This is a genomic window from Flagellimonas pelagia (assembly GCF_003584135.1).
Taxonomy (GTDB): Bacteria; Bacteroidota; Bacteroidia; order Flavobacteriales; family Flavobacteriaceae; genus Flagellimonas; species Flagellimonas pelagia.
In genome coordinates this window covers 507,887-528,214 of the sequence record NZ_QXFI01000036.1, presented here as the reverse complement: position 1 = coordinate 528,214, position 20,328 = coordinate 507,887, and the positions used below count along the sequence as shown (strand labels likewise).

At 44.5% G+C, this 20,328-nt stretch carries 11 protein-coding genes; all 11 read left to right on the top strand.

Annotated elements, in window-relative coordinates:
• Nucleotides 1–94 precede the first annotated feature (94 nt).
• Entirely contained in the window at nucleotides 95–2,848 is a 2,754-nt protein-coding gene (locus tag D2V05_RS19335) for a LuxR C-terminal-related transcriptional regulator (RefSeq protein WP_119649304.1), read from the top strand.
• 232 nt (nucleotides 2,849–3,080) lie between these two features.
• Nucleotides 3,081–6,131: a SusC/RagA family TonB-linked outer membrane protein gene (locus D2V05_RS19330; RefSeq protein ID WP_119649302.1), complete on the top strand. Its 3,051-nt coding sequence runs from the start codon at nucleotides 3,081–3,083 to the stop codon at nucleotides 6,129–6,131.
• A 10-nt stretch (nucleotides 6,132–6,141) separates the two neighbouring features.
• A complete protein-coding gene (locus D2V05_RS19325; protein WP_119649300.1) occupies nucleotides 6,142–7,686 on the top strand; it encodes a RagB/SusD family nutrient uptake outer membrane protein in 1,545 nt (514 codons plus the stop codon).
• Between the two features lie 24 nt (nucleotides 7,687–7,710).
• The gene (locus D2V05_RS19320) at nucleotides 7,711–10,083 is read left to right on the top strand and encodes a LamG-like jellyroll fold domain-containing protein (protein WP_119649298.1); all 2,373 of its coding nucleotides are present in this window, start codon (nucleotides 7,711–7,713) and stop codon (nucleotides 10,081–10,083) included.
• Between the two features lie 40 nt (nucleotides 10,084–10,123).
• On the top strand, nucleotides 10,124–11,491 hold the full coding sequence (locus D2V05_RS19315) for a glucoamylase family protein (RefSeq protein WP_119649296.1): 1,368 nt from the start codon (nucleotides 10,124–10,126) through the stop codon (nucleotides 11,489–11,491).
• Nucleotides 11,484–12,854, top strand: coding sequence for a glucoamylase family protein (locus tag D2V05_RS19310; protein ID WP_119649294.1), 1,371 nt, complete (start codon nucleotides 11,484–11,486; stop codon nucleotides 12,852–12,854). Before D2V05_RS19315 ends, D2V05_RS19310 begins: the two co-directional genes overlap by 8 nt.
• Before the next feature lies 1 nt (nucleotide 12,855).
• Nucleotides 12,856–13,644 carry a carboxylesterase family protein gene (locus D2V05_RS19305; RefSeq protein ID WP_119649292.1) on the top strand — a complete coding sequence of 263 codons (789 nt, stop codon included), beginning with the start codon at nucleotides 12,856–12,858 and terminating at the stop codon, nucleotides 13,642–13,644.
• Nucleotides 13,645–13,647: 3 nt separating this feature from the next.
• Nucleotides 13,648–15,417 (top strand): discoidin domain-containing protein, encoded by a 1,770-nt coding sequence (locus tag D2V05_RS19300; protein WP_119649291.1) that lies wholly within the window; start codon nucleotides 13,648–13,650, stop codon nucleotides 15,415–15,417.
• Between the two features lie 24 nt (nucleotides 15,418–15,441).
• The gene (bglX, locus tag D2V05_RS19295) at nucleotides 15,442–17,709 is read left to right on the top strand and encodes a beta-glucosidase BglX (protein WP_119649289.1); all 2,268 of its coding nucleotides are present in this window, start codon (nucleotides 15,442–15,444) and stop codon (nucleotides 17,707–17,709) included.
• A gap of 55 nt (nucleotides 17,710–17,764) precedes the next feature.
• Nucleotides 17,765–19,390, top strand: coding sequence for a sulfatase family protein (locus D2V05_RS19290; RefSeq protein WP_119649287.1), 1,626 nt, complete (start codon nucleotides 17,765–17,767; stop codon nucleotides 19,388–19,390).
• Complete coding sequence (locus D2V05_RS19285) at nucleotides 19,387–20,229, top strand: endonuclease/exonuclease/phosphatase family protein (RefSeq protein ID WP_119649285.1); 843 nt, start codon at nucleotides 19,387–19,389, stop codon at nucleotides 20,227–20,229. Before D2V05_RS19290 ends, D2V05_RS19285 begins: the two co-directional genes overlap by 4 nt.
• Nucleotides 20,230–20,328 lie beyond the last annotated feature (99 nt).

Sequence of the window (20,328 nt, the reverse complement as noted above, 5' to 3'; positions counted from 1 at the left end):
TCCCTTTTATCCGAAGAAAGATGTATTCCTATATGGTTAGTTTTGTATATTAAATGAAACAAAAGACCTTTGACCTAAGGCTAAACAGAACATAATGCTCAATAAGCTCGTTAGGATTGTACTATTCTTTGTTCCCATATTCACATTTGGTCAAAACCTGTTGCCGCCTATCTACAATTATAAGTTATCCGAATACAAAGGAGCGAGCAAGAATTGGGATGTTTCGGCAAATGAAAATGGAGAATTGTTCGTGGCCAACAATAAGGGATTGCTCTATTACAATGGCGAGCAATGGACCCTTAACAAATTGCCAAATAATACCATTATACGGTCCGTGGAATGTATTGGAGACAGGGTATACACGGGATCTTACGAAGAGTTTGGGTATTGGACCAAGAACAATATAGGGGAACTGGACTATACTTCGCTTACCTATTTGATCAAGGACCACACCTTTACCAGCGAGGAATTTTGGGAAATTTACCCTTCAAAAGATGGGAACGTACTGTTCCGCTCCTTCTCTGCGGTCTATTGTTATAAAGGCGATAAAATCGTTGTGGTGGATCCACCACATGTGGTTTCCGACATCATCGAGTATAATGACAAATTGATAGTTGCCGGGGGTTCCTTAGGACTTTTTGAGGTAAAGGATAGGGAATTGGTACCACTTCCCGATCAAGAGCCTCTATTGGGAAAAACCGTGACCGATATGGTCGTTTTTCAAGGAAAATTGCTGGTGGGTACCAAATTGAATGGATGCTATCTGTTCGATGGAGAAAAGACACAACCCTGGGACGGTAAGATCAATAACGAGCTCAAACTGCACCAATTGAACAAAATATCCCTATTGGGCAAAGACCAAATTGGTTTTGGGTCCATTAAAAATGGGATTTATCTCTACAATACAAAAACAAGGGAGTATCAGGTGCTTAACCGGGAAACGGGATTGGAGAACAACACTGTGCTGTCCATATTACTGTTCAATGATCAATTGTGGCTGGGGTTGGACAATGGGATTGCCCGTGTAAAACTCCACAACCCGATTACCTATTATAAGGATTATTCCGGGACCTTGGGTATGGTCTATGATGTGGCAAACTATAAGGGAAGGTTGTATTTAGGGAGTAATACAGGGGTTTTCTATTTTGATGGCGGCTTGCTGCGGTTTGTAAACGGTTCCCAAGACCATGTTTGGGATTTGGTGGAATTGGAAGGGGATTTGCTCTGTGGCCACAATACAGGAACATATAAGGTTACCGAAAATAGTTTTCAACAAATAAGTGATATTGCGGGAGGTTATGAGATTATCAAAGTGCCAGACCACGAATCTACCTATGTTCAAGGCACCTATAACGGACTGGCAAAATTTGAAAAGTTGGATAATGGGGAGTGGAGGATCCAAAAGATCCAAGGATTGGATTTCCCGGTAAAACAATTGTGTTTTGAAACGCCGAACATCTTATGGGTGGCCCACCCGTATAAGGGATATTTCAGAATCCATTTTGACGAGGGCTATAACAACGTAAGCAGCATTCAACAGTTTGATCAAGAAAATGCCCCGAGTGAATACAATATAAAGATATACAACATCAAAAACCATATTGTGCTCAATAGTGAGGGCAATTGGTTCCGATACAATCCTATTGGCGATACCATTGTCCCCTTTGAGGAGTTCAGGAACTATAGGAACAAGGAACTTTTGTTCTTTGATGAGGACTATTATTGGTTCGTGGATTCGGAAAATGAAAAAGCCATCATCCATACCAATTTAAAAGGAGATAGTCTGGTCATTGCCGATGTTCCCTTGCGGGAAAGACTGGCACCGGATTCCCAAAGTGTGATCAAGGTAAACGATAGTACCACATATATTACACTGACGGATGGATTTGCGAAGATCAACAATGAAAAGTTGGAGGACGAAACCGCAGGACAAGAGCTGCCTGCTCCCGATTTGATTGTATTGAAAGACCAGAGGAACACCTATCCGGCTAAGGCGCAAGAAATTGAGGTTCCGAATCGGTTTTCTCAATCCCTTACCATAGAAGTGGCATCTCCACGGTACATTTCGCCTCATTTCTTTTTTGAATTGAGCGGCCCAAAGCAATATTCGGAATATGTGGAGAGCGGGTTTATCAATTTTCAGAACCTTCCTTTTGGTGATTATACTTTTAGAGTGCATACAGTGGGTATGGACAATGAACTGTCGGAGGCCAGTGTTCTGGAGTTCACCATAGCTCCACCCTGGTATTTTTCATGGGCAAGTTTATTGCTCTATGTGGCGTTGGGTGTGCTGATAATTTTGATGGTAAGGCGCTATAACCGCAAAAAACTGCTTCGTAAGCAAATGGAACTCCAAGAGCAAATGGAAAAAGAGCAAAGGGAACGTATGGCCAAACTGGAAAAAGAAGAATTGGCCAAAGAAGTCCGGTTAAAACAGAACGAATTGGCCAGTACAACCCTCAATATTGCCAAAAAAAATGAAATGATCCTGGAACTCAAGAATATGTTGCTGGTGAATAAGGACAAGTTCTCCAATTCACAACGCTACAGGGCTTTCATCAAAAAGCTGAACAATTCCATAGAGGACACCGAGGATTGGAAACGGTTTGAGGTTAATTTCAAAGAGCTTCATGAGGATTTCTTTGAACGGCTTTTAAAAGCGTATCCATCCTTGACCCCCAAGGACCTTAAACTTTGTGCTTATCTTAAAATGAATCTTTCCACCAAAGAAATTGCCCCGCTAATGGCCATTTCGGTCAGGGGGGTTGAAATACATCGTTACAGGCTCAGAAAAAAGCTGGAAATTGATAGTTCCGAGAACCTTTCCAATTTTCTCATCACTTTTTAGGTGTGAGAAACCTTACTGCTAGGCCTGAACAGGGCTAGGGTCACATTACATCATCACTACATCACTATGTTAATTTTTTTTACATCAAAGCGGTGGATACTACTGCAAATACGGTGAAATAAGGCTTTTCAGAGGGTGGTGGAATGATGTATTTATTATGTATTCGGTCTGGAGCCCAGATACTTGCCTCTTTATTAATTTAGTAAAAATCTAACTCTATTTTTGCACAATTATGAAAATTAAAAGCAAACTATTGCTAATCTCGTTTTTGTTGTTTCAGGCGGTACTTTTCGCACAAAACAATACAACGATTTCGGGAACAGTGTACGATGATCAAGGTCAGCCACTGCCCGGCGCCAATGTCGTTTTAAAAGGTACTACTACAGGTATCCAGACTGATTTTGATGGAAACTACACATTGGACAATGTGCCTGGAAATGGAATTCTGGTGTTCAGTTACATCGGATTTACAAGCCAGGAAGTGCCAATTAACAATCGAACGACTATTGAAGTAACTCTAGAACAAGATACCCAAAGCTTGGACGAAGTAGTGGTCGTAGGTTATGGTACACAGAAGAAAGCGGACCTTACCGGTTCAATTGTGACCGTTGATTCGGAGCAAATCGAAAAGACACCATCGGCCAACCCCGTTCAATCCCTTCAGGGAAAAGTAGCGGGTGTACAGATTGTTACCACAGGTTCGCCTGGCGCTTCGCCAACTGTTCGTATACGTGGACTTGGTACCTATGATTCCCAAGATTCTGATGCAACCAAGGTGTTGTATGTGGTAGATGGGATGTTCTATAGCAACATCGACTTTTTGAACCCCAACGATATTAAATCGATGAACGTATTGAAGGACGCCTCTTCCTCTGCTATCTATGGGGTTCGAGCGGCCAATGGGGTCATCATTATTGAGACTAAGTCTGGGGGTAAAAACAGGAAACCACAGATTGAATATAATGGATATACTGGGGTGCAACGTGCGCAGAACGTGTTGAAGATGGCGAATGCCGAGCAATTTGTGACCATGGCCGTGGAATCAGGTTCCACTGCGGATGTGCAGTTTGTGCTCAATGCCATGCAACGCTACGGCAGGAGCCGCATCAACCCCAATGTTCCCGCGGTGAACACCGATTGGTACGATGAGATCATACGCGATGGGTTGATCCAAAACCATAGCTTGAGTGTAATGGGAGGAACAGACAATGTTTCCTATTCCATGGGAACCAACTATTTCTCCCAAGAAGGATTGCTCGATATGAAGAACGAGTACGAAAGGTTCAATATTAGGTCAAAACTGGATATTGATGTTTTGGATAATGTGAAGGTTGGTGTAAATACGGTCTTCAGTAATGCCACACAATACACCCCAGAAGACTCCGCATGGTTCAAAGCGTATTTTGCGGTACCCATTCTTCCTGTATTTGATGAACTGAACACGGATGCAACTCCTATTCAATACGCCAACGCCCAAGCTTTGGGCTACAGGGGAACCCAAAACCCTTTCCCGGATATGGAATACAACGAAAACAGGTTGAAAATACGCAAGTTATTGGCTAACATTTATTTGCAGACTGACCTTATCAAGGATAAACTGACGTTCAAAACCACCTATAATGTAGACTATTCTGCTTTGGAGGAACGCTACGTGAACCTTCCTTATAACATGGGATATGGAGACCAACGCATTTCATCAATCAATAGAAAGCAGAACAACTACTACAACCAAATTTGGGACAATATTCTTACCTATAACGACACTTTTGCGGAAGACCATAATGTCACCATTATGGGAGGGGCATCTTATAGGGATGAGGCCGCGAACAGGTTTGAGGCAACAGGTAGCGATATTGTAGGTATCGATTATGATACCTCCCGTTATTTGGATTTTGCCGACCCCTTGTCTTTCAACAACAATGTGGAAGAAGAGAACAAAAGAATTTACGGACAGTCTTACTTTGGCCGATTGTCATACAACTATAAGGACAGATATCTTCTCTATGGTACTTTTAGGGCGGATAGATCCTCCAAGTTCACCCAAGAACAATGGGGTTACTTCCCTTCCGTAGGTGCAGGTTGGGTGATTTCTCAAGAGTCCTTCATGAAAAATAACAATATTTTTGACTTCTTGAAGTTGAGGGCTGCATGGGGGCGCTTGGGTAATGATAATGTAGCGGCCAGTGCAGGAGCCAATACCATTAGTAATACCACTGTGGACTTAGGTGATTCGCCAGTAACCGGTATTACGGCTACCAGCACCTATACGGATCTTACATGGGAAGTTGTTGAGGAAACAGATTTTGGTATCAACATGAGGACCTTTAACAATAGGTTGTCCTTAGAAGCGGACTACTATATCAGGGATACCAAAAATGCCATTATGCCAGTGTACATCCCTATTGCCAACGTTACGGTGAGCAGGAACTCCGGTGTGATCAGGAACTCAGGTGTAGAGGTTGCCTTGAATTGGAGCAACGATATTTCCCCGGATTTCAATTACACCGTTGGGGCCAACTTTACTACGGTAAAAAATGAGACCTTGGAACTAGAAGATCCTAAAGGCTATATAGATTCTGGTTCGGCGGAGTTCCGTCAAAGAACTATTGTAGGGGAACCTTTGTATGCCTTCTACGGCTACGAGACTACAGGGGTTTATCAGAATCAGGCACAGATAGATGCCGATCCAACCGCCCAGAGTGCTATAGCTGATGGCCAGGACATTCAACCTGGGTATTTGATTTACAAAGATAGAAACGGTGATGGATCCATTACCGATGATGACAGGACCGTGCTAGGATCTTTCTTGCCTAAGTTTACTTATGGGGGAAATGTCGGCATCAACTATAAGGATTTTGGTTTCTCCTTGAACTTCTACGGGCAAAGTGGTAACAAGATCTTGAATAGAAAACGCGGGGAGATCATCTTTACCAACGACACCAATATGGATGCCGATTTGGCCAAAAATCGTTGGCATGGGGAGGGAACCAGCAACAGCTATCCTTCTTCTGCAGGTCTTAGGGACGGTTGGAACCAAAAACTGAGCAATTTTTGGGTAGAGGATGGGGACTTTTTCAGAATCCAGAACATCCAACTGGCCTATACCTTAAGAGGAGAGAAACTAAAAGGTAATGCACCTGATTTCAAATTCACCCTTACCGCTGAAAGACCATTGACCTTGTTCAACTATAATGGATTCAACCCTGAGGTTTCAGATGGTGTGGACCGTCAGACCTATCCGGTACCAGCTATCTACACGGTAGGTGTTAATGTTAAACTGTAAAAAAATTGAAATGAAAAATAGTATAAACCCAGTATATAAATTGGTATTTGTCTTGATGGCCATGCTTTTTGTGCAGTCGTGCGATGACAAATTCAATGACATTGAAGGTCAGCTCAATGCAGATGACCTGGATTACTCCGCTACAGAAGACATGGTCCAGGCGTTGGTGGGAGCCTATAATGTATTGGCAACCCGTGGGTGGGAAGAACCATTGTTGCTTTCCGTACGTGGTGATGATGTGAATGCAGGAGGTTTGGGAGACCAACAACAATTTGCCGATACCGACAACTTTGTATATGACCAAGGATATTGGATGTATAACTCACTGTGGAACATACATTATGGTGATATCGTAAGTTTGAACACCGAGATCAGTCTTATTGAAAAATTCCAGGATTTTGCCTCTGAAGAAGGAAAAGCAACTGGAGACCAATATATTGCAGAGATCAAAGTGATGAGGGCTTGGCTGCATTTTAACTTGGCCAGGGTTTGGGGGGATGTATTCATCATCCAGACCAACCAACCTGATGCCGAAATTGCGGATGGTCCCGCATCCAAAAATGATGTGATGCAGTTCATCTCCGATCAAATGGATGAAGTGATTCCGTTACTGCCCAACATGAGACCCAACGAAAGAACCGATATTCCAGGAGGGATAACCAGATATACGGCATATGCGTTAAAGGCATTGGCACATTTGGAAATGGAAGATTATCAAGGAGTGGCAGATGCCAGTGCGGCGATCATCAATTCCAACAAATTTTCTTTGTACCCGGATTATTATAGCTTGTTCAAAAAACCGGGGGAGTTGAGTGATGAAAGTTTATTGGAACTGCAATTCTCAGATTATGGTTCCAGTACAGGGGATACTTTTTATCACCTTTATGATCCCTTTGGACCTATTGGATGGACACCTGCAAGGGAAAACGCCGCTGGAGGTTGGGGGTTCTATGAGCCCAGTATGAAATTCATCAAGTTTATGTTGGACAGGGGGGAGACCGAGAGGTTGGAGACCAGTGTCCTTTGGACCGATAGGGGAATTGCTGAGCTTCAAACGGACCCAAACTATGCTACCTTACCTTCATTCGTATCCAATACGACCAGGGATGGGGATGTCTTCAACGATTATGCAAGGGCTCTGTTTGCTAGCGGAAAACATTACTTACCATCTGTACAATTGACCGATGGTCGAAATCAGTACGCTGGTGGCAAGAACTTCATCGTGATTCGTTATGCTGAAATTCTTTTGATGTATGCCGAGGCGTTGACACGTGGAGCTTCCGGCTCCGGTATGACGGCAGATCAAGCCGTGAACCTGATCAGGACCAGAGCCAACATGCCTACAATTTCAGGAGTGTCTTCGGATGATGTAATGGACGAAAAATTTGCCGAACTGGGCATGGAGTGGGGTATTCGATTCTACGATATGATTCGTTTGGACAATTTCTCCGAGTTGAGCTATGATGGAAGGACATTCTCTGCCGACAAGCAGTTTTTACCTTACCCACAAGCTCAAGTGGATGCACTTCCAACCCTATCCGGAAGTACCGATTAACATTAACTAAATAAACAACACAAGATGAAATACGCAGTTAAATCCATATGGTTCCTTTTGGGTCTTCTGGTTGTTTCCTGTAACGAAGGGATCGACCCAATAACGGCGGTGGATGCCGGAGTGGACGAAACAGCCCCCCAGGTAACCATTACATATCCGACCGAAGGGGTGGAATTGATGCCCTTTGAGGAAGAGACATCCATTACCATAAAGTTTGAGGTAAAGGATGATATAGAAGTGTCCAATGTGAAAGTATCGATGGATGGTTCGCAAATAGCTTCCTTTAGCTCGTTCAAGGATTACCGAATCGTACTTGAAGAAGTCACATATAATGGATTGGGGAACGGAGATCATAAGGTCACGGTGTCCGCAACCGATTTGGAAGGAAAGACTACAACACAGGAAGTCAACTTTGCCAAACTGGCACCCTATAGCCCCCAATTTGATGGCGAGGTATTCTATATGCCGTTCAATGGGGATTATATGGACTTCATCAGTTTTGAGGAAGCCGGCGAAGTGGGCAATCCAAGTTTTGCAGGTGGCGGTTTCTTAGGAGCCGATGCCTATATGGGGGCCACGGATTCCTATTTGACCTTTCCTATGGACAATTTAAAAAGCACCGAATTCAGTGCGGCATTCTGGTACAAGGTCAACCCTACCCCCGATAGAGCAGGTATTTTAGTGGTTGGTGATGATGAAACGGATCGATTCCAAGGCTTCCGTCTCTTCCGTGAAGGAGATGCCACTTCACAACGCATTAAACTAAATGTGGGTACAGGTGCCGGTGAAAGCTGGAACGATGGTGGTGTTATCGATGTTGCTGCAGGGGAATGGGTCCATGTGGCCATTTCTATATCACAAACGCAAAGCACCATTTATTTCAATGGAGTGGAGATGTTGACCTCAACCTTGTCCGCACCGATTGACTGGACAGGTTGTGAAGAATTGGTAATCGGTTCCGGCGGGCCAACGTTCTCTTATTGGGACCATGGCTATGATGCCAGTGAGTTGGATGAACTCCGCATCTTCAACAAAGCTCTGACACAGAGCGATGTGCAGATTATGATCAATGCAGCCAATCCTTATGTGCCCCAATACGACGGAGAATCATTGTACATGCCGTTCGATGGCGATTATATCGATTTGATAGGAAGTAAGGCGGCCTCACAAGTGGGCACACCAGGCTTTACTGATGATAGCCAAATAGGCGATCAAGCCTATATGGGTGCTTTGGATTCCTATATCAATTATCCTGCAGATGGGTTGATGACTCCCGAGTTCAGTGGTACCTTCTGGTACAAGGTCGATGCCAATCCAGATAGGGCAGGTATCATAACCATTGGTGATGATGAGGTGGACAGATTCCAAGGTTTCAGATTGTTCAGAGAAGGTGATGCCACTTCGCAACGTATCAAACTCAATGTGGGCACAGGTGCAGGCGAAAGTTGGAATGATGGCGGTTTGATCGATGTTGCCGCTGGTGAATGGGTCCATGTGGCCTTTACCATTGCCAGCGATAAGAGCACCATGTATTTCAATGGGGCAGAGGTATTGAGTTCAGCCATGTCGGCGCCAATAGACTGGACAGGCTGTGATACGTTTACCATAGGTTCCGGTGGACCAACATTCTCCTATTGGGGCCATCTTTCAGACTATAGTGCCATGGATGATCTTAGATTCTTTAGCAAGGCCCTATCCGCTTCGGAAGTTGCGGAGATATATGGTGGACAGGTAACACCCAAAAATTTTGGGTCTACATTGTACTTGCCTTTTGATGGTACGAATACCGATGCGAACAACAATTTGGCACCAACCGTTGTGGGTACCCCAGGATTTGCGGGTGAAAGCCAAGTAGGTAGTGATGCTTATGCAGGGGCAACGGATTCCTATTTGACCTTCCCGATTGATGGGTTGTTCAGTAATCAATTCAGTGGGGCATTCTGGTACAAAGTTGATGCCGACCCGGATAGGGCGGGAATATTGACGGTTAGCCCACCAATGAATGGTACGGACAACGATCTTACGGCCGGTTTCCGCCTTTTCCGTGAGGGTGATGCTGCATCGCAACGTATCAAATTACATGTAGGTAGCGATGGTGGAGATGTCTGGAACGACGGAGATGTGATTGACGTGACTGCGGGTGAGTGGGTACATATTGCCTTTACCGTGACCGACACGGCTACCCAGATTTATTTCAATGGGGAACCTGTGGCCAATATGGGCGATATGACCGGTAAAACCATTAGTTGGGCCAATTGTACCATCCTTTCTGTAGGATCGGGAGCTCCTAACTTTATCGGCTGGAACCACCTATCCGATCTTAGCTACATCGATGATCTATACCTGTTCGATAGAGCTTTGACACAAGAGGAAATTCAAGAAATCATGAACAAATAATGCTGTTACACGCATTAACGATTTGAGTTAGTTAGTTTTTATGAGGTTAGTTTTAATTCCATTGGCCGTTGCATCCATGCTGATAGGGTGCAATGGCCATAAAACCAAGAAGGAAGAAGCATCAACAATAAGTAACAACACCATAGTCTACACGGATGAGGAGTTGATGGATTCCGTTCAGTACCAGGCCTTTGAATATTTCTGGGATGGTGCCGAACCCATATCAGGATTGGCCAGGGAGCGTCTCCATTTGGATAACATTTATCCAAGCCATGATAAGAACATCATCACCACGGGTGGCTCAGGTTTTGGCCTGATGGCCATTTTGGTAGGGGTGGAACGCAAGTTCATTTCACGTGAACAAGCACTGGAACGTTATGAGAAAATCATTGACTTCTTAGAGAAAGCAGATCGTTTCCATGGAGCCTGGCCCCACTGGATGGAACCTACAGGAAAGGTGTCCCCTTTTAGTCCAAAGGACAATGGCGGGGATTTGGTGGAAACGGCATTTTTGGTGCAAGGTCTTTTGGCCGTAAAGGAATATTTTAAGGACGGCAACGAACGCGAACAAGCGCTCGCAAAGAAAATCCAACAACTCTGGGAAGGTGTTGAGTGGGACTGGTACACCAAAGGAGGTCAGGATGTGCTCTATTGGCATTGGAGCCCCGAGTATCAATGGGAAATGAACTTTCCTGTTGGGGGGTACAACGAATGTTTGATCATGTATGTTTTAGCGGCCGCATCTCCAACACATCCCATCAAAAAATCGGTTTACGAAAAGGGATGGGCTTTGGATGGAGAGATTGCCAAGGACACGGTGTATTATGGCCTGAAAACAGAATTGAACCATTACGAACATGATAAGGCTCCTGTTGGACCTTTGTTTTGGGCCCACTATTCCTATTTAGGCTTAGATCCAAAAGGATTGACCGATCAATATGCCGATTACTGGAAACTGAATGTGAACCATGCCATGATTCATTACAAATATGCGGTGGACAACCCAAAAGGGTTCAAAGGCTATGGTAAGAACAACTGGGGGCTGACCTCCAGTTATTCCATGAAAGGCTATGCAGGGCACAGGCCCGGTGAAGATATGGGGGTCATTTCGCCCACGGCCGCCTTGTCATCCATGCCCTATACTCCGGAGGAGAGCAAACAATTTTTAAGACATCTGTATACACAACAAGATAGTTTGATCGGGAAATACGGACCTTATGATGCGTTTAGTGAACAGCACAATTGGTACTTGCCAAGATATTTGGCCATAGATCAAGGACCTATTCCCGTGATGATCGAAAACTACCGAACCGGTTTGCTTTGGAACCTGTTCATGGAAAATGAAGATGTCCAGAACGGACTTAAAAAATTAGGGTTTCAATCACCCTTTTTAAAACAAGATGATTAAAAAAACATTATACCTGTCTACTCTGTTGCTGCTGTTCATAGCATGTGGAGGAGGGGACGATTATACCTATATACCCACAACACCTGAAATTCCAGATGATGGCTCCAACGAGGTACCTACCATAAGTGACGGTGATTTGCTGGACTTGGTCCAGGAGGAAACCTTTAAATACTTCTGGAATTATGCCGAAACGAATTCTGGCGGGGCCAGGGAACGATACCATCCCAACGATCCGGGTCTCAATGCCGAAGTGGTTACCTCTGGCGGGACAGGTTTTGGTCTCATGGCCATTTTGGTGGGTATCGAACGAGGATTCATTACCCGAAGCGAAGCTGTGGACCGATTGACCACTCTTTTGGATTTTTTGGAAAATGCAGATCGTTTTCACGGAGCTTGGTCCCATTGGATCAATGGCTCAACCGGGGCCGTTATCCCATTTAGTAGTATGGATAATGGTGGGGACCTAGTGGAAACCGCATTCCTTACCCAAGGATTGATCTGTGTAAAGGAGTATTTCAAAAATGGGTCTGATGGAGAAAAGGCATTGGCCCAACAAGCGGACGATTTATGGAAAGGGGTTGAGTGGAACTGGTATACGCAAAACCAAAATGTTTTGTATTGGCACTGGAGCCCCAATTTTGGGTTCGACATCAACCTACAACTAAAAGGCTATAACGAGGTGTTGATCACCTATATTTTGGCAGCAGCATCTCCTGATTATAGTATTGATAAAGAAGTGTATACCAATGGATGGGCATCTGGTGGGGGAATCAAATCTGGAAATACGCAATATGGTTTTCCCCTATTGGTGAAACATATTGGTAACGAACAATTTGGTGGACCCTTGTTCTGGGCCCACTATTCCTATTTGGGACTTAATCCCAAGACCCTTTCGGATGATTATGTGGATTATTGGGATGTCAATGTGAACCATTCCAAGATCAATTATACCTATTGCGTTACCAATCCAAAAGGTTTTGAGGATTATGGGGAAGATTGCTGGGGATTGACCGCCAGTTATTCTAGGAACAATGATGGAAGCTTGGGATATAATGCCCACAGCCCCGCCAACGATACGGGTGTCATTTCACCTACGGCTGCCATCAGTTCAATTCCTTACACACCACAGGAATCTTTGAAGGCAATGCATTATTTTTATAAAAATAAAGATAAACTTTTAGGTCCCGCTGGATTTTATGATGCCTTCAGTCCCGAGTATAACTATTGGGTGGCCGAGGCCTATTTGGCCATAGACCAAGGTACTCAGATCATCATGATTGAAAATTATCGATCTGGTTTACTTTGGAACTTGTTCATGGGCAACGAAGATGTGAAAGCAGGACTAACAAAACTCGGATTTTGATATGAAAAAACAATTAGCATTACTGGTACTGCTGTTGGTGTGTGGTTTCACTTCCGCCCAATGGCAATCCAAGTATGAGGAAAAAATGCTCGTACAAGGAAACGATACCTTAAGGTATCGGATCATGTACCCCAAAAATTTCAAGGAAACGGAAAAATACCCGGTCATTTTGTTTTTGCATGGTGCTGGGGAACGTGGCAATGATAACCAAAGTCAGTTGGTGCATGGGGGAAAATTGTTCGCCACGGATTACCTTCAAGAACGCTATCCTGCCATCGTAATTTTTCCGCAGTGTCCAAAAGAGAGCTACTGGTCCAATGTGGATGTGGACCGAAGTACCTATCCCATCCACTTAAAATTCAAATATGACCAAGGGCCGACCACACCCATGCAAATGGTTATGGATTTACTGGACAGTACCATCCAACAACCATATTCCGACGACAATCAAGTTTATTTGATGGGACTTTCCATGGGCGGTATGGGTACGTTTGAGCTCTTGAGTAGAAAACCGGATACTTTCGCGGCAGCCATCCCTATTTGTGGGGGAGGTGACCCCAATTCGGTTTCCGGTTACGCCAAAAATACCCCCTTGTGGGTTTTTCATGGGGCGCAGGACAATGTGGTAAACCCGTTGCAGTCCATAGAAATGGTTTCGGCCTTGCTTAAGGCAGGAGCGTATCCAAAGTTCACCATCTACGATTTTGCCAACCACGGCAGTTGGGACCCCGCATTTGCAGAGCCAGAACTTTTACCATGGCTGTTTTTACACAAAAAGCAAAATCAGTAGCCCATGGGGTCAAGAACACTTTTAGGTTCTATATGTGTGGTGTTTTTGACCTCAATCCCTTTGTTGCTCCAGGCACAGCAAAAAACCTATTGTAATCCTATCAATATTGATTATGGGTATACCCCGATTCCTAATTTTGCCACCCATGGCAAACATAGGGCCACGGCGGATCCCGTGATTGTCACTTTTAAGGATAAATACTTCCTTTTCTCTACCAACCAATGGGGGTATTGGTGGAGTGATGATATGTATGATTGGAAATTTATCCCAAGAAAATTTCTTCGAGAACGCAACAAGGTTTACGACGAACTTTGCGCTCCTGCGGCTTTTGTGATGAAAAATGAACTGTATTTGATCGGTTCTACCCACGGGCCCGCTTTTTCCTTATGGAAGAGCAAGGATCCAACCACTGATAATTGGGAAATTGCCGTGGACTCGTTAAAAGTGGGCGCTTGGGATCCTGGGTTTTTATATGAGGAGGATACCGATAAACTCTATTTGTACTGGGGGTCCAGTAATGTGTTTCCTATTTTGGGAACAGAGATTAACACCAAGACCTTACAGTCGGAAGGTTATGTGAAACCCTTAATTTCCTTGGTTCCTGAAGACCATGGATGGGAACGTTTTGGGGAATACAACGACAATACCTTTTTGCAACCCTTCATGGAAGGCGCTTGGATGACCAAGCATAACGGCAAATACTACTTGCAGTATGGAGGACCCGGCACCGAATTTAGCGGATATGGTGATGGGGTATATGTTAGCGATCAACCTTTGGACGGATTTGCCTACCAAGAACACAATCCATTTTCCTACAAGCCCGGAGGTTTTGCCAGAGGAGCGGGTCATGGGGCCACTTATCAGGATACGTATGGAAATTGGTGGCATGTTTCCACCATGATCATCAACCAAAAGAACAGTTTTGAGCGCCGAATAGGGATTTGGCCGGCTGGATTTGATGAAGAGGATGTGATGTACTGCAATACGGCCTATGGCGATTACCCAACCTATCTTCCTCAAGAAAATGCAGATCATATTAAGGGCCTTTTTACAGGCTGGATGGTGTTGAACTACAACAAACCCGTTCAAACTTCTTCTACTTTGGGAGGGTATCAACCCAATTATGCGGTGGATGAGGATATGAAGACGTACTGGAGTGCCAAAACCGGAAATAAAGGGGAGTGGTTTCAGACCGATTTGGGTGAAGTTTCCAACATCCACGCTATTCAGGTGAACTATGCCGACCAGGATGCCGAATTTCTGGGAAAATCCGAGGGAGTTTATCATCAATACAAGATTTACAGTTCCAATGATGGAAAAAAATGGAGCCTTTTGGTGGACAAAAGCAAGAACCTAACCGATGTACCCCATGATTATATCGAACTGAAAAATCCAACCAAAGCACGTTTCCTGAAAATGGAAAACATTAAAATGCCGACAGGGAAGTTTGCTCTGAGCGGATTTAGGGTTTTTGGCAAAGGGACTGGCGAAAAACCAAGACTGGTGGAGGATTTTGTCGTGCTGAGAACCAACCCTAAAAAATTTGGGGAACGTAGAAATTCGTGGCTTAGATGGAAACAAAATGACCTTGCCGATGGCTATGTCATCTATTTTGGTAAGTCACCTGACAAGCTCTACGGAAGCATCATGGTATATGGAAAAAACGAATATTATTTTTCGGGAATGGATCGAACGGATGCCTATTATTTTCAGATTGAAGCATTTAACAACAATGGGATTTCAGAACGGACACCCATTGTCAAATCAGAATAAATACCACAACAAAACAACCTGATCATGTACTATAAAAAATTACTTTTCGCCGTAATGGCACTAACCTTTGGTGCTATCAGTGCCCAACAAAGGATTCCAGAAGTGGAGGCACTCTTACAAAAAATGACCTTGGAGGAAAAAATAGGTCAGCTGAACCTTTTGACACCAGGCGGAGGTGTGGCCACTGGCGAAGTAGTGAGCAAAAATGTGGAAGCCAAGATAAAGGCTGGTGAAGTGGGCGGACTTTTTGGGGTGGCCGGACCAGACAAAGTACGAGTGGCCCAAGAACTCGCCGTTAAAAAAAGCCGATTGGGTATTCCTTTGCTGATCGGTTCCGATGTGATCCATGGCTATAAGACCACGTATCCCATCCCCTTGGGATTGGCATCCAGTTGGGATATGGATTTGGTACAACAGGCTGCCCAAATGGCAGCTAAAGAAGCCACGGCAGATGGTATCAACTGGAACTTTTCCCCCATGGTCGATATTGCCCGAGACCCTCGTTGGGGCCGGATTGCCGAAGGGGCCGGGGAAGATCCTTATTTGGGTTCCAAAATAGCCGAAGCTTCGGTAAAAGGCTATCAAGGTGATGATTTGGCCGCAGCCCATACCATGTTGGCCTGTGTGAAACACTTTGCCCTTTATGGGGCAGCAGAAGCTGGTCGTGACTACCATTCCGTGGATATGAGCAAGATCAAGATGTTCAACCAATACCTGCCACCGTACAAAGCTGCTGTGGATGCAGGAGTGGCCAGTGTCATGAGCTCTTTTAACGATATTGACGGTATTCCGGCAACAGGAAACAAGTGGTTGCTCACGGATTTGTTGCGCAATCGATGGGATTTCAAAGGGTTTGTGGTTTCCGATTACACCTCACTCAACGAAATGATCCCTCATGGATTGGGTGACCTGCAAGCGGTTTCCGCTTTGGCCTTGAATGCAGGTTTGGATATGGATATGGTGGGTGAAGGCTTCCTGACCACCTTGAAAAAATCCTTGGAAGAAGGAAAAGTGACCGAAGAAGCGATTACCAACGCCTGCAGAAGAATTTTGGAGGCCAAATACGTTTCTGGTCTTTTTGATAATCCCTACCGTTATTTGGACAGCAAACGCCCTGCTAAGGATATTTTAACCAAGGAAAACAGGGCACTGGCCCGCACTTTGGCTGCCCATTCCTTTGTGCTGTTGAAAAATGAAAACAATATTTTACCCCTTCAAAAAAATAAAAAGATTGCCTTGGTAGGGCCATTGGCGGACAGCCGGAACAATATGTTGGGTACTTGGGCTCCCACGGGTGATGTAAGTCTGGCCGTTACCATTTTGGAAGGGTTCAAGAATGTGGCCCCGAATGCTACCATTCAATATGCAAAAGGAGCCAATATTTCTGATGATGAGGAATTTGCCAAACACGTGAATGTATTCGGTCCAAGAATAGAAATTGATGAGCGTTCCCCAGAAGTGATGGTAGATGAAGCCGTGGAATTGGCCAAGAACGCTGATGTAGTGGTGGCCGTTGTGGGAGAGGCTACGGAAATGACAGGTGAAGCTGCTAGCCGTACCGATATTTCCATTCCTGAAAGTCAAAAAATATTGATCCGTGCCTTGGTGGCGACAGGAAAACCCGTTGCCTTGGTTTTGATGAGCGGTCGGCCTTTGACCATCCCAGATGAATTAGGATTGCCTGTGGCCATTCTTCAAGTGTGGCACCCAGGGGTAGAGGCAGGCAATGCCATTGCCGATGTGGTTTTTGGCGATTACAATCCCTCTGGAAAATTAACGGTTACCTGGCCAAGAAATGTGGGGCAAATCCCCATTTACTACAGTGCCAAAAATACCGGTAGGCCTGCCCCTGAAAATGATGAATTCCAAAAATTCAGGTCCAACTATCTGGATTCCCCCAACTCTCCTTTATTGCCTTTTGGGTATGGTTTAAGCTATACCAACTTTGAATATTCCAATCTCAAATTGGACAAAACCAGCATAGGTCAAGGAGAATCGATTTCTGCAACCGTAACCGTGACCAACACTGGAAACTATGATGGGGAAGAAGTAGTGCAGTTGTATTTGAAGGATGAGGTACGCAGCATTACCCCTCCAAAACGCGAGTTGAAAGGATTCCGAAAGATATTGTTGAAAAAAGGGGAGAGTAAGGAAGTGACCATCACCTTATCTCCTGATGATTTGAAGTTTTACAACAGCCAATTGGATTTTGTGGCAGAGCCTGGAGAGTTTCAAGTGTTTGTCGGGACCAATTCCGATGCCCAGCTTTCAAAATCGTTTGTATTGAATTAATGATGGGGAAAGTGCTGTTCTAGCACGTTTGTTCCATCGACCTAAAACCGTAAAAATGTATTGGAGAAGAGCCATACTGTTGCTATTGTTGATTTCTGCCTGTAAGCAACAGGAAAAACCAAAAGAAGAAGTGGCAGCTGGTCCACCGAACATTATTTTCATCATGGCCGATGACCATGCCTTTCAGGCCATTAGTGCCTATGGACATGAATTGGGGAAATTGGCTCCTACGCCCAATATTGACCGAATTGCGAAAAACGGTGCCATTTTCAGGAATAATTTCTGTACCAATTCTTTATGTGGACCAAGTAGGGCGGTTATACTTACTGGAAAATTAAGCCACGTTAACGGTTTTCGTATGAACGGGGAACGGTTTGATGGCAACCAACCAACCTTGCCCAAATATTTGAAAAAACTGGGGTATCAGACAGGGATTATAGGGAAGTGGCATTTGTACGGTACACCTACAGGATTTGATTATTGGGATATTTTGAACGACCAGGGCAACTATTACAACCCCGAGTTCATTTCCGGAGGCGATACCACTGTGGTTGAAGGTTATGCTACGGATTTGATTACCGATAAAAGTCTGGATTGGTTGCGGCACCGAGACAGCACACATCCTTTTTATTTGATGGTGCACCACAAGGCACCACACAGGAATTGGATGCCGGCCCTGCGACATTTGAATGTGTATGATTCCATTACCTTCCCTTTGCCAGATACCTATTTTCCAGAGTTTGTGGACCAACAGGCGGCCGAGGAACAATTGCAAACCATTTATAAAGACATGTACGAAGGGCACGATTTAAGGATGAGCAAAGGCCCCGGAAGTACGGAACTGGCACAAAATCCATGGACCATCGATTTTGATCGTATGACGCCCGAGCAACGTAAAATTTGGGACGAAGCCTATCTTCCCAAAAACAATGCCTTTTGGGAAGCCAACCTGCATGGTAAAGAACTGGCCGAATGGAAAGGACAAAGGTTTCTCCAAGAATATTTGGCTACCATAAAGGCCGTGGATGAAGGCGTTGGCAGGATTTTGGACTATTTGGAAAAAACAGGGTTGGACAAGAACACCTTGGTGGTGTACACTTCCGATCAAGGATTTTATTTGGGAGAGCACGGTTGGTTCGACAAGCGGTTTATGTACGAGGAATCCATGAAAATGCCCTTGTTGATGCAGTTGCCAGGAGTCATCAAACCCGGAACGGAAATCGATGCGATGGTACAGAACCTTGATTTTGCCCCTACTTTTTTGGATTTGGCAGGCGGGACCCAATATGCTTCGGATATGCAGGGTCGGTCCTTTAGGCATGTATTGGATGGAACTGAACACGATTTCAAGAATGCCGTGTATTACCATTATTATGATTTTCCGGCATTTCATATGGTGAAACGGCAGTACGGAGTGCGCACGGATCGCTACAAACTCATCCATTTTTATGATGATATTGATGCATGGGAGTTCTATGACCTTCAAAAGGACCCTCACGAAGTACACAATGCTATCAATGATGAAGAATATAAAGATATCATAACGTCCATGCACCAAAAATTGGATAGCTTGCAAGCAGTTTATCAAGTGACCGAAAAGGAATTTGAGACCACTCCAAAGGAAAAAGTCGATAAAGCCTATGAAGTCTTTAAAAAATTGAGGGGAACACCTATCCAATGAAAACACTGCTTTTTACCCTATTACTTTTTACGGCGATGGTCGGCGTTAATGGACAGACCATAGATGTGATCACCTATAACATCCGTTATGACAATCCCAATGACAAACCCAACAATTGGGACAACCGAAAGGCATTCCTGATCTCGCAATTGCAATTTTATGCCCCGGATGTTTTTGGGACCCAAGAGGGGTTGGTGCATCAACTCAAGGATATTGACGAAGGGCTTGAAGATTATACTTATGTTGGCATAGGACGCGATCATGGAGATGATCGTGGCGAGTTTTCGGCTCTTTTCTATAACACCAAAAAACTGAAGGTGTTGAAACAGTCCACGTTTTGGCTATCCGAAACTCCGGATGTACCATCCAAAGGATGGGATGCCGCCTTGCCCCGTATCTGTACCTATGGACTTTTTGAAAATAAGGCGGATGGAAGCAAGTTCATGGTCTTCAATACGCATTTTGATCATGTGGGGGTAACGGCAAGGGCAGAAAGTTCCAAACTCATCCTGAAGAAAATGAAGGAGTTGAATCCAGATGGTTTGCCTGTTATTTTGACCGGGGATTTCAATTTGGAAAGTGATAGTTCGGGAGTACAGGTAATCTTGGGGGAAATGACCGATACCCATGTCGCTATGGGAAAAAATGCCTTTGGCCCTAATGGTACCTTCAACGGGTTCGAGTTCAATAAACCTGTGGAACGCAGGATCGATTACATCTTTGTTTCCCCTAATAATGTTGAGGTACTAAAAAGTGCCATTTTGAGCGATTCCAAAGACTGTCGATACCCTTCGGATCATCTTCCGGTATTTGCACGGTTACGTCTGGTAGCACCTTAAAACTTGTTTCTTCGACCTCAAAATATCAGTTGTTTGAATTTTTTGGGTTTGGTCTTAAAACCCATATTACTTCCAATAGATGACCTGCTTTGAACCAAG

Bases quoted from the DNA above. Each gene is read 5' to 3' on its own strand.
- D2V05_RS19335 (WP_119649304.1), top strand. From the start codon at position 95: ATGCTCAATAAGCTCGTTAGGATTGTACTATTCTTTGTTCCCATATTC.
- D2V05_RS19330 (WP_119649302.1), top strand. From the start codon at position 3,081: ATGAAAATTAAAAGCAAACTATTGCTAATCTCGTTTTTGTTGTTTCAG.
- D2V05_RS19325 (WP_119649300.1), top strand. From the start codon at position 6,142: ATGAAAAATAGTATAAACCCAGTATATAAATTGGTATTTGTCTTGATG.
- D2V05_RS19320 (WP_119649298.1), top strand. From the start codon at position 7,711: ATGAAATACGCAGTTAAATCCATATGGTTCCTTTTGGGTCTTCTGGTT.
- D2V05_RS19315 (WP_119649296.1), top strand. From the start codon at position 10,124: ATGAGGTTAGTTTTAATTCCATTGGCCGTTGCATCCATGCTGATAGGG.
- D2V05_RS19310 (WP_119649294.1), top strand. From the start codon at position 11,484: ATGATTAAAAAAACATTATACCTGTCTACTCTGTTGCTGCTGTTCATA.
- D2V05_RS19305 (WP_119649292.1), top strand. From the start codon at position 12,856: ATGAAAAAACAATTAGCATTACTGGTACTGCTGTTGGTGTGTGGTTTC.
- D2V05_RS19300 (WP_119649291.1), top strand. From the start codon at position 13,648: ATGGGGTCAAGAACACTTTTAGGTTCTATATGTGTGGTGTTTTTGACC.
- bglX (WP_119649289.1), top strand. From the start codon at position 15,442: ATGTACTATAAAAAATTACTTTTCGCCGTAATGGCACTAACCTTTGGT.
- D2V05_RS19290 (WP_119649287.1), top strand. From the start codon at position 17,765: ATGTATTGGAGAAGAGCCATACTGTTGCTATTGTTGATTTCTGCCTGT.
- D2V05_RS19285 (WP_119649285.1), top strand. From the start codon at position 19,387: ATGAAAACACTGCTTTTTACCCTATTACTTTTTACGGCGATGGTCGGC.